12 protein-coding genes are annotated in these 10,205 nt (G+C 40.7%); 1 reads left to right on the forward strand and 11 read right to left on the reverse strand.

The window, feature by feature from the left end; genetic code table 11:
* Window positions 1–531 precede the first annotated feature (531 nt).
* The 4 genes from FVR03_RS22630 to FVR03_RS22645 all read right to left on the reverse strand — a co-directional run bounded on the left by FVR03_RS22630 (window position 532) and on the right by FVR03_RS22645 (window position 4,165).
* Window positions 532–813, reverse strand: coding sequence for a hypothetical protein (locus FVR03_RS22630; protein WP_147924060.1), 282 nt, complete (start codon window positions 811–813; stop codon window positions 532–534).
* A gap of 470 nt (window positions 814–1,283) precedes the next feature.
* Window positions 1,284–2,144: a hypothetical protein gene (locus FVR03_RS22635; RefSeq protein WP_147924061.1), complete on the reverse strand. Its 861-nt coding sequence runs from the start codon at window positions 2,142–2,144 to the stop codon at window positions 1,284–1,286.
* A gap of 368 nt (window positions 2,145–2,512) precedes the next feature.
* Window positions 2,513–3,454: an ArdC family protein gene (locus tag FVR03_RS22640; protein WP_147924062.1), complete on the reverse strand. Its 942-nt coding sequence runs from the start codon at window positions 3,452–3,454 to the stop codon at window positions 2,513–2,515.
* Between the two features lie 246 nt (window positions 3,455–3,700).
* The gene (locus tag FVR03_RS22645; RefSeq protein WP_187270272.1) at window positions 3,701–4,165 is read right to left on the reverse strand and encodes a JAB domain-containing protein; all 465 of its coding nucleotides are present in this window, start codon (window positions 4,163–4,165) and stop codon (window positions 3,701–3,703) included.
* 766 nt (window positions 4,166–4,931) lie between these two features.
* Between FVR03_RS22645 and FVR03_RS22650 the strand changes: the two genes are divergently transcribed.
* On the forward strand, window positions 4,932–5,114 hold the full coding sequence (locus tag FVR03_RS22650; protein WP_147924063.1) for a hypothetical protein: 183 nt from the start codon (window positions 4,932–4,934) through the stop codon (window positions 5,112–5,114).
* Window positions 5,115–5,332: 218 nt separating this feature from the next.
* Here FVR03_RS22650 and FVR03_RS22655 read toward each other — a convergent pair whose 3' ends face one another.
* From FVR03_RS22655 to FVR03_RS22685, 7 genes are all read right to left on the reverse strand, one after another.
* A complete protein-coding gene (locus tag FVR03_RS22655; RefSeq protein WP_187270273.1) occupies window positions 5,333–6,454 on the reverse strand; it encodes a hypothetical protein in 1,122 nt (373 codons plus the stop codon).
* A 3-nt stretch (window positions 6,455–6,457) separates the two neighbouring features.
* On the reverse strand, window positions 6,458–6,742 hold the full coding sequence (locus tag FVR03_RS22660; RefSeq protein ID WP_147924065.1) for a hypothetical protein: 285 nt from the start codon (window positions 6,740–6,742) through the stop codon (window positions 6,458–6,460).
* A gap of 20 nt (window positions 6,743–6,762) precedes the next feature.
* Window positions 6,763–6,999 (reverse strand): hypothetical protein, encoded by a 237-nt coding sequence (locus tag FVR03_RS22665; protein WP_140455309.1) that lies wholly within the window; start codon window positions 6,997–6,999, stop codon window positions 6,763–6,765.
* The gene (locus tag FVR03_RS22670; RefSeq protein ID WP_147924066.1) at window positions 6,996–7,619 is read right to left on the reverse strand and encodes a Fic/DOC family protein; all 624 of its coding nucleotides are present in this window, start codon (window positions 7,617–7,619) and stop codon (window positions 6,996–6,998) included. Before FVR03_RS22670 ends, FVR03_RS22665 begins: the two co-directional genes overlap by 4 nt.
* Window positions 7,619–8,029 carry a hypothetical protein gene (locus FVR03_RS22675; RefSeq protein WP_147924067.1) on the reverse strand — a complete coding sequence of 137 codons (411 nt, stop codon included), beginning with the start codon at window positions 8,027–8,029 and terminating at the stop codon, window positions 7,619–7,621. Before FVR03_RS22675 ends, FVR03_RS22670 begins: the two co-directional genes overlap by 1 nt.
* 370 nt (window positions 8,030–8,399) lie before the next feature.
* Window positions 8,400–8,738, reverse strand: coding sequence for a cyclic-phosphate processing receiver domain-containing protein (locus FVR03_RS22680; RefSeq protein ID WP_147924068.1), 339 nt, complete (start codon window positions 8,736–8,738; stop codon window positions 8,400–8,402).
* A gap of 310 nt (window positions 8,739–9,048) precedes the next feature.
* Window positions 9,049–9,690, reverse strand: coding sequence for a hypothetical protein (locus FVR03_RS22685; protein WP_147924069.1), 642 nt, complete (start codon window positions 9,688–9,690; stop codon window positions 9,049–9,051).
* Window positions 9,691–10,205: the final 515 nt, after the last annotated feature.

Consider the following 10,205-nt stretch of genomic DNA (forward strand, 5'->3'; position numbering starts at 1 on the left):
CGCTGTTTGACCCGGATTAAGTGGCGCCGCTTGCTCCGGAATAGGTGGCGCTGCTTGCCCGGAATAATCAATTATCACATATTATCTAATACATATTAAATAATAATTATTATTTACGGCTATTAATATTTGTCATTTTAAGGCAAGCAGCTTAATAGCCAAGTTAATGGTTTGAGACGAAAAGCAGAAAGAGTCAGAGAAGGGTAGACAGGTCAATAGGGGAGAGGTAAGGTTCCAGAAGCCTTCGGCTCTTAAAAGCCCGCACATGGCAAATACTACTATCGCTATCACACGAACTAATCCAAACCTCAGCAAAAAAATCACCCATGTAGTAGAGGCATACCTTGTACTCTCCATCAAGGCGGTTTGAAAGAAACTGCCCCTCATCCCATACCGCCTGTGCCCTGTCATTAAGTGAAAGAATACTATTGAACTCATATAGATTCATAGGAGAACAAGCTAGAAGTTGATTAAAAGAATAGTAGGCAATGTAAAGCTTAGCATCTTGTGCTTTGTGAAGCTATCATTTAGTTATTCTTCAGCAGGAACCGATTTCTTGATAGTTTCTTGAAGTAAGGCAAAGAGCTTGATTGCATCGACATCCAATAGTACCGCCAGGTCTAGCACCTCACTTACGCGGAAGGAACGGGGATCGTCAATCTTGTTTCGCAGTCGCTGGTTGTTTACACCTAGTGCTTTGGCCACGGGAGTATATGGCACGATATCAAACAGCTCAGAAAGGGAAGTCAGCTGCTCATTCTCGAGCATACGCTTGCCTAACTCAAACTTAGGGCTCTTATCTTCAATTTGCATTGTCCTATAACTAACGAATACTGGTGGTTTATTTTAAGATAAAACATCTAAGGATAGATGCCTACAAGTATATACGTAACATATACAATTTGATACTAAAAGTATTTGATAAGTTTATCGTCTATTCTTCTTGTACTTGTTCCTCAAGAGCAATCAAGACAATAGTAGTAGGAGGGAGGAAGATTAGATGCTCTTGTAAGCCACAAGTGCTCTCAAAAAGCAACTGCAGTGTTCGTCAAGCCTTTGATAAGATTGGAGAAATGGGTAGAATAAAAACAAGCATATTTAGATAAAGTAGAGGTACAAATTCTCATAAGCTGAATTATGTTCAATCAAGAGTAACATTACCCTTGCAGCCGAGCATAAAGGCTGCGTCGCTTAAATCTATAGGATTCAGTAACAGCCGATTCATTTTAAAGCTATTCAGAAGTACATGGTGAAATTTTATTAATTGGCTACAAGTATGTGATCTATTTGTCTTTTGATTGTTTACTCAAAGAATTAACAATTAATGAAAGATTTTTCATCAAAGAACTATCTTCAGGACATAAATTTAAAACAGACATTCTCGAAGAAAATCCAGGAACGCCATTAATTGTACATAAAGTAGAAACGTAAAATATAATACCAAACACGCTATCTTCTTTGATTATATTCCTGATTGTTTGATAGTTATCATTGCAAAATAGATTTAGAAAATCAATCAAATGGTTAGTTACATTATTTATCGATTTAGCATGGGGAATTAGGTTTTGTGGATTTGTAATCAGAGATAAATCAAGCATAATAATTCCAGGGCGCTCTGTTCTTAAAATTTGTTTTCGAGCTTTTCTAAGATTATCCCTTAGATTTTTATAGGAGTTTAACCTCTTGATAGCAATACCAAAATCACCATCTTGGTATTCAATTCTTATATCAGGCTCATCACAAATAGGATGAATTCCTGCTTTGTTAAGCAAGCCAGCAATGAATAGTTCAAACTGGTAATTCCTTGAAGAATGGTCTGAATCCTTTTCTGGAAGTTCTGTTCCAGATGTTAAGAATTTAAGTTTTTCTGACCACTTGCCAAAAGAATCTGCCTTACATAGTTCAATAACCCCATGATATAACTGGTGTACTTCAGGATAAATTTGACGAAATTCTTTTGTAGTAAATCCTTTAGGAAGGTCATCAACTAAATCCTTTCCTAAAGAAGATAAAATTTTATGGTATCTATTAAGGCGAGAGCTAGGGCTTATAAATAGACCATGTTCTTCTAACAAATAAATAATTTCTTCTAACTTCTTCTCTACATCCCTCCATCCAGTTTGCTTTACGTCTTTATAATCCATAACCCCTACTTATATTTCAAATATAAGATGTTTTGATTGATGTTATGCGACTCGCAGACAATTCCCCCTCTCCTGTCAAAGTACTAAAAGAGCTACCCTATCTGATTGGCTGGAAACGGGGTTTCGCTTATAACTGGTGTTATGTTAAAAAAGATAAGATTTAAGAATTATTAAATATTGCAGCTATAGGATGAGTAATCAGCTGAACTCATCCTTGCAATTAACCCAAAGCTACTACAGCAAAAGGAATCCCGCCGGAGGCGGGTCGCCATGGCTGAATTTCGACTTCCAAATTTCTGCCATGGCGACCCGCTCAGTATTAAAAATGAAAGATCTTGTCTGGGAGCCAGGCAAGATCTTTCTAAAGGCTATGCTGCCATAGTTGTTGCTTGTGCCCCCAGGTTACTTTCTGCCTGTAGGTTCAGGATATAGCTGGCCGCTTTAAAAGCCTTTGTGCTTGCATAGATGATCATGGTCTTATCGTCTTTAAACTTCTTCGCCCATCCCTGCAGGTAAGCCACCGAGTTTTCAAAAACCTCCGCTTTAATACCAGTAAAGGCGTTGAGGAAACTTGCTCCCATTTCGGCTATCAGTTCCTCCTTAGAGTAATTTATGTCGCCAAACCGGGCCGCCTTCTCTTCATCAGCAAAACGGTTAAGCCTGGTTTGATGGCCTGTAGAGTGAATCAGTTCGTGAAACAAAGTCGCGTGATAAGCTTGAGAGGAAACAAAGCTGCTCAGCTCCGGCATCTGTACCGTATCATTAAAAGGCGCATAGTAGGCCTGGGAGCCTCCGTGCAGAACGTTCGGGCGTGGCGTAGGGTATTGATCCACCACCTCCTGACAAGCCTCTATTACCTGCAGATCGGTACGCTCATGAACAGAAGGGAGGGTAAACTCTATTCCTTCCACTTGATCAATATTAAATACGGTCCAAATAAAAGGGACAAACCTTCTCTGATACACCTCCTCTGTCTCTCCTGTAGCGCCTTTACCCTCGCTAGTATCACTATTGGCGTAAACTTTCCAGTAGATGATCTGGGTTCCTTTCTCTCCCTTCTTTACATGCCCGCCCAGCTCTTTAGCCTGTTTATAGGTTAGAAAATAGGGCGTCCTAAAGCTTTTCTTATCAGTCAGGTAGTTCAGAAAGAAAGCATTGAAGCCTTCATAATAGCGGCCAGATACATAGTTTTTAGGCAATCCGTAAGATGTCCATGGCTTTCTCCAAAATACCTGGCCTTGTTCTAATTGCTCGATGACCTCATTTGTTACCTGATCTGCCAGTTGAATGAATTTTTGATAAGCGTTCATAACTTTTAGCTTTAGAAGGTTAAACAAAACTTATATTAATATATACGTTTTGTATATTTTTAGTTACATTTAATATGCATTAATTATCTACAAAATAGAGTTCTTTATTTCCCCTTATGTTAGCGCTAAATTGCTTATGTGCTATCGTAGAACAGGCATTCCTACAGAAAGGAAAAAGGAAAACCCGCCGTCAGGCGGGCCGCTACGGTTGGTTTTACAGCCGAGATTTGAAGGAGTGAGGGACTTTTATATAAGTCCCTCGTCTGCAAAAGAATAATAGCCCTCATTGGTAAGGATGATGTGATCTAAAACAGCAATATCAAGTAAGTTGCCGCCTTCCTTCACCTTTTTAGTAAGGCTAATATCTGCACTGCTGGGCTTTAAGTTGCCCGATGGGTGATTATGGGCTAAAACGATCCCACTGGCATTGGCTTTGAGCGCAGCGACAAAGATAAGTTTCGGATCTGCCACCGTACCGGCCACGCCACCGGTAGAAACTTCAAATATTCCCAGCACTTTGTTTGCCCTGCTTAGTAACATAACCTTAAATTGCTCGCGGAACTGTATGCTGCCTTCATCCCACAGCTGTAGGAAGAAAGTGTAACTGTCTTTAGAACTCGTAATCTGCGGGCGCTCGGAGGCCTTCACCTGGGGATGATAGCTGAGCTTTACCTCTGCAATCTGACTGACGGTTGTTGAAGTCTGTTCCATACACACAAAATTTAAACGCATTGACATAAAAGATATATTATTATATACGTTATGTATACAATAATTTACGTTATGTATTTATTTTTTTCTTTTATATTTTTTTGTCAGCCCAGTGTAAAAATTCCTATGGAATGGTTGATTAACAAATAGAACTGCTAACTATATTAGCAAAAACAGGGTGCTAAAAAGTCTGCCCCTTTTGCAAATGAGCAGAGTAACTTTAGTACACCGCATCGCTTTCTCTTCCCTTTTGTTAATTTTTATTGTTCACAAACCCCTCCGACATTTCAAACTACTATCTATAAGGAAGTATATAGAAGTATATATATTTAGTGGCAATACTTGAACGGCTGTACGGATCAGAGCAAATGGGCTGCATTATGGGTGTGGCAATACTTGAATGACCTACTACTACTGAGACAATACTTGAACAGCTTTGGAGAAGCGTGGCAATACTTGAATGGCTTGAGGCAATACTTGAGTAGGTAAAACAGCTATTGTTGAGGGGAATAGCCAATTTGTGGCGATACTTGAAGGACTTGAGACAATACTTGAATGGCTTGTGGCAGTACTTGAACGGCTCCGGCTACTGAGGCAATACATGAACGGCTCTGACAGAGTGAGGCAATACTTGAATAGTAGATATTCCCCTGGCTTAAGAAGGCATCCATAAGGTAAAAGATCGATTCGATACATTAAACCTGCCGCCTCATATGGCTTGCAGTAACGCAACCTGTCAAGAGCCTTCAGAAAGAACGCCTGTGGCATGCTGGAGACATTCGCCAGGAATTTCTATCATTATTCAAGTGCCAACGTTAAGTCTCTGGACAGTAGAGACAAATCGTTCCTGCGCATAATGCCGATTCTCTCCACATTGCACGTTATAGAAGAATTGACTGCTCAGCTTGTCATACACTACTTCGATAACACTGCCTCTTTGGTCACCTAATCCCGTGAGCGTACCGCTTACTTCTACATCTTCTCCAAGTCTGTATTTTGCAAAAGTCATATCTCATCCATATATTAGATTGGCTCTTTATGTCTCGCATGCGTGGCAATACTTGAATAATAGGCTGGAACACTTCCTTAAAGTCCTTCCTGAGGCAACATACTGAGTTTTCATCTGGACTCTAGTTTTGCCCTGCGTGACAATACTTGAATAGCTTTTTAATTATCGTCGGAGAATAGACCTCCCCGAATAAGCTTTTTCGCCATTGCCAATGTGATATCCTTGTTGTGCACCTTAAAGTATGCTTTGCAAAGCTCATTTGCCTTGTGCGTTAGGTCCGCGTCCGAATTAGTCAGCCAACGCTGAAAAGTATCTTTCTCTCCTGTGATCTGGACATGGTTCCCATAGGTATGGTGGAAAAGATCTCGCATACGCTCCAGCAGGGCAATGTAAAAGTTATGATCCTCCTTCGCCTCCATCACCTCGTGGTATACGGAGAAGTCCAGACTAACCCAGTAGAGTTCTTGGTACTTTTTCGTTGGATCCCCCTGAACAAAGGTATAGTCGAAAGGCAGCTTTCCCTTCTCCCGAATGTAGTCCAGTACCCTCTTCACACTTTTTTTCTTGAACCGAGGTTCCTCTGACTCAATATGGGCAACCGAGGCCAACAAATCTATAGGCAACTTTGTGATGCGTTTACCCGAACTAAGCAGCTGGTGACGCGTCTTGTAAAGGAAAATGTACAGACTCTTACGCCCGTCGCCGCCGCGCCCTTTTCCTACATGCTTGTAGCCGTTGGTGTCGATGGTATAGTACCTGCGGAAGAACCCTTCCATAAGCTCATCCGATATCCGGACATCGTAAATCTTGATGGTGTTGGTATGCCTGTCGATGCTAACCTTAATATCCTTGAGAATGGCAAAGTTCTTCAGCTCTATCACCTTATCCTGATGCTTATATTCGTAGGAGCGAGAGAAGATGATGTTATTGCTCAGCATGTGGAACAGGGCATAGTCAAAGGTTGTCTCAAACCTATGACCGAAATATTCCGGTACTTCCGCTTTGGGGTTGTTTCTGAACTTGGGGTGCACCTCACACAAGGTCTGCTTGTTACGCCCAGTTTCTTTGCAGAACTCTGACAGCGTGAACCTCGTGAAACCAAATAAGTCCTTTTTCATCTTCCTCGAAATGAAGACAATGAAATCTTTCACAATACCGGCATCCTCATCAAAAGACTTCTCAATGTCTCTAATGTTATCAGCCACACTCCTGTCAATCCTACTCAGGAAGTAGGTTGGATCGCTTAAAAGGGTCTCAGAGGGTTTATTCTCGTGTTGCATAGATTACATATTTAAAGGCACATGCACGGAACGGTCGGTAGCCTCCTTCACAACCGCAGCAGATCCCAGAAGCAAGGCAACCTCATGCCCATCAAAGTTAATAAGAGTGGGCCTTCCTGAGGCCAGTGCCTGCCCTAGGCTCTCCTTTGAAATAGGAGTGCTTAGTCTAAAATCCTTCTCATTCAGGAAGCCTCTTAGCCATTGGTACAGTTCTCCCTCGTCTTTACAAGAAACTGGGTTAATGATAATCCTCGGGTTACTTAGCTTTATAAAGCCTACAATGTACATAATATAATAGATTTATAGTGTCAATCTTTTTCAATGCGGACACTGTACCCAATTTTCTGGAGTGTTTCCTGGGCTTTAATAAGCCTGGCCAGGAAGGTTTGCCTATAGCTTCCCTTCCCACGGCCAACGCCTTCATCCAGCTCGGCTAACTTCTCCCAGGTTAGGTTTGTCTCCTTAAACATAGCCTTCACCTCTGCGCTGATGTGGGTCTTAGGATCACACGCTGCGCAAGTCTCGCCTTGGTTGTTCTCACTCATAGTTTGAACCTGATAGATTGATTATTTGATAATTCGATAGGCTCAAGGGTCTCCTTAAACAGCGGGTAAAATGGGGAGGGGCCTTTGTTTCCTGCAGCAAAAGAAGCTTGCTCTGCCTGTTGGTACTGCTGCGCTGAAACCTTGCGCCAGTCTATTTCATACCCCGCCTGTCGGGACAAAAGGGAAAAGAAAACCTTTAGTGTTCTGGTGTTTCCCTCGCGGAAGGGGTGAATAGCATTCAGCTCCTCAAAAAAATAAGATCCCTTCAATAGGAACTGCTCCCTGTCCAGTCCCTTTAAATACCCCGCTGCCTTCAGCTCCTGGAGTAAGTGGTTGGCATAGGGCTCAATCATACGTGGCGCGGCATGTACAGCATTGCCTTTGGAGATCATCACACTCCGGAGCTCCCCTGCCCAGGGATAGACGGTGCCAAAGGTTTCCTTGTGGATCAGCTGCCAAAGCGTTAAATCAAACTTTAGCTGGCTGGGCAGTTTACCAGGCAAAGCCAATACATTATGCCTCCAATGAGTGAGCTCTAATTTGCTTAACTTAGCTGCGTCCCTGATGTCAAAATGATTGATCAGCACACTGGTGCCAGGATAGCAGTACCTGTCGTTCATCACAGATACTTTAAGTTGAATACCTCAGTCATCTCCTCAGGCGTGATTTGCCCGTTGATATACAGCTCATCCAGCACCTTGTTGAGCTCCTCCTCCTCGTAGCCCTCACAGGCAGCGATGTGGTTTGTCTGCCCGAGTTGCTCCCTCCGTTCCTGGCGAACCATTTCCGATACCACAGGCCTGTCTCTGTACTGAGATAAAAGCTGCTGTATTTTCTGCTCCCTTACCTCCTGCTGCACTGACTCCAGACTTCTGATCAGTCCGTTGAAGTACTCAGCTATAGTTCTGTAATTGCGTTGGTTCGTGGCTTCTATGGCTTTGATGAAGTACATATCGTCCACGTTGCTCTGGTCATAGTTTTCCAGTATGATCGTGGTCCCGTTCTGCAAAATGCCTTTTACTCTGTTCATGTCAAATCAAGGTAATGCCTATACCAGTATACGAAATAGGCTTATCAAATGTAACAATATATTGTTACATTAACAAGTAGAAGTAGGCTTTACTTATACCCAGGAATGACCGAACATATTATATATTGATAAATAGAGTAAGGGAAATCTTAATAAGTATTATTTATTAAATAATACTTATTAAGTAAGAGAAACCCATAAAAGTGACCTTACTAGACAGCGAGCAATATCATCGTGAGTAGAAGGGTAATATTTACGAATTAAAGCAGATGCCCTCTAATGACCTTGATATTGATGCCTAAAGGCAGCATTATCTGCTAGACTTGATGAACGAACAGTAAGTGTTTGCTTCATCTTGTTAGCCACTGTTTTACCTATTTTCTTTTAAATGCTTCAAATAGTTTCTAAGCAGTCCTCTTATCTGTTCTGAGGCAACTGGATTCGCTGAGTGAACATGAAAAGAAAGATTTATCAAATTCAGTCCAGATTCATATACAAGCCATTTTACAGCAGCATAACCGTCCGGTGCCACTTCTCCATTTTTATCTAACCCAAGGTCGTTGTCAAAACTAATAAAGTCTGGCAGACCGTTCTCCTGAATATATTTTACAAAGTCTGCATAAGTTCTTACCACATCAAATTCGGCAACCATGGACTCATCATATACCATATCTACAGTCCGCAAATCATCTAGAAATAGCTTCTTCATCAATAATCAGTGTTGATCAACTAAAATGTTTCTGGAAGTACATACAGATTCCAACATCATTAACCTGTAGCGGAGTCCTTTACTGCTTAAAATTTTGATTTAGTCGCATTGGGGGTATATCTCATAAAAAGCTATCTTACTTACCGCTGGATATCATTTTGCACATACGCCTCGCCACTGAACCTAGACAATTTTATATATCTGAAGTTATTGAAACAACAATTCTTCAAGAGTACATAGCTGCCTCATCTAAACATCATGCTACGATCGGCGCCCGCAGCATGATATTTATACATTGATACCTATTATTTTAGCTTTTGCGCCACATTGTTATTGCCTGCTCAAATTGTACATGACAAGAGTTTGTCCACCACTTAAATGGGTACTTTCCCTTTTGTGTTACATTCAGATCAATGATTGAATTCCATGAAGACACTATGGGTTTGGCACCAGAAGGGTCAAGTAACAATAACCTAAAAATTTCCTTTTCTTTATTTTCTTCAAATCCAACAGCTAACATCCAATGCCCACCTCCAGAAAAATTTATTCCAACGATAGTAGGACGGTTCTCCCTTAAATGTTGAATTGTAAAATTGATTAAATCCTTATTCTTTGTTTCCCTAATTTCTACGTCAATTAAGCTGCCATAACTATCTAATAGGATCTTCTCTAAATCATCTAGATAAGTACCATGTTTAAATAAGCTAGTATAATCATTGTTCAGCTTATTTATCAGCTTGCCTAACCTTGTCCGTCCATCTGTGTTAAAAGCAATCACTTCATTTCTATCTGCTAATCCTAGAGCTAAAAGCCCCATAAGAATACTGTAAGGTCCACAAGCACCGTCAATAGAGCCTTGGTTTAGAAAAACCTCTTGTAAGTAATCCTTTCCATTGTTTGCCTCTGGTCCGCATTCAGTTGTTTCAAGCTGATCGATAATGTGTATTGCCATATTGTAAATTACAGGTCACAAGTTGAAGGAGGTTATTCCACTTAGCCAGTCGCGAATGTTATATAAATGGAATGGAATTGGATTAACGAATATACTAGATGTTCTAGTTATCATAAAGCAACTACTTCCAATTGTAATACCCCCGATAAAATTAATCAGTCAGTGTTAGCTTATAGAAGATCTTAAGTGAAAGAGAACGCTTAAAGGAGTAGTCATGGCAGGGCCGCGTTCTTCTTTTCATGGTAACTGGTTACTTATAAAGCACCTACGCTATGATGAAATAAAATAATTCTACAATTAAATATATTACGCTTTACTTAAAAGATATTAAATAATAATTATTACGTAATACATATTATGTGATTGAACTCTTGCTAGGAAGTCATCTTTATGCACCTTACTGAACTTTAGGTATAACTGTGACTGGCAGAAAGAGTGTTCTAGTTATAATACCTCGGTAAAATTAGACCACGATTTAAATTGAAAATTTATAGCTTTAAAACGTGGAAACGATG

This window comes from Pontibacter qinzhouensis (assembly GCF_008017455.1).
Lineage (GTDB): Bacteria > Bacteroidota > Bacteroidia > Cytophagales > Hymenobacteraceae > Pontibacter > Pontibacter qinzhouensis.

What these genes read in the sequence shown, in the direction of transcription:
- FVR03_RS22655 (WP_187270273.1), bottom strand. Translation starts at nt 6,454, where the DNA reads ATGCAACACGAGAATAAACCCTCTGAGACCCTTTTAAGCGATCCAACC.
- FVR03_RS22630 (WP_147924060.1), bottom strand. Translation starts at nt 813, where the DNA reads ATGCAAATTGAAGATAAGAGCCCTAAGTTTGAGTTAGGCAAGCGTATG.
- FVR03_RS22645 (WP_187270272.1), bottom strand. Translation starts at nt 4,165, where the DNA reads ATGGAACAGACTTCAACAACCGTCAGTCAGATTGCAGAGGTAAAGCTC.
- FVR03_RS22665 (WP_140455309.1), bottom strand. Translation starts at nt 6,999, where the DNA reads ATGAGTGAGAACAACCAAGGCGAGACTTGCGCAGCGTGTGATCCTAAG.
- FVR03_RS22680 (WP_147924068.1), bottom strand. Translation starts at nt 8,738, where the DNA reads ATGAAGAAGCTATTTCTAGATGATTTGCGGACTGTAGATATGGTATAT.
- FVR03_RS22685 (WP_147924069.1), bottom strand. Translation starts at nt 9,690, where the DNA reads ATGGCAATACACATTATCGATCAGCTTGAAACAACTGAATGCGGACCA.
- FVR03_RS22635 (WP_147924061.1), bottom strand. Translation starts at nt 2,144, where the DNA reads ATGGATTATAAAGACGTAAAGCAAACTGGATGGAGGGATGTAGAGAAG.
- FVR03_RS22640 (WP_147924062.1), bottom strand. Translation starts at nt 3,454, where the DNA reads ATGAACGCTTATCAAAAATTCATTCAACTGGCAGATCAGGTAACAAAT.
- FVR03_RS22650 (WP_147924063.1), top strand. Translation starts at nt 4,932, where the DNA reads ATGCTGGAGACATTCGCCAGGAATTTCTATCATTATTCAAGTGCCAAC.
- FVR03_RS22675 (WP_147924067.1), bottom strand. Translation starts at nt 8,029, where the DNA reads ATGAACAGAGTAAAAGGCATTTTGCAGAACGGGACCACGATCATACTG.
- FVR03_RS22670 (WP_147924066.1), bottom strand. Translation starts at nt 7,619, where the DNA reads ATGAACGACAGGTACTGCTATCCTGGCACCAGTGTGCTGATCAATCAT.
- FVR03_RS22660 (WP_147924065.1), bottom strand. Translation starts at nt 6,742, where the DNA reads ATGTACATTGTAGGCTTTATAAAGCTAAGTAACCCGAGGATTATCATT.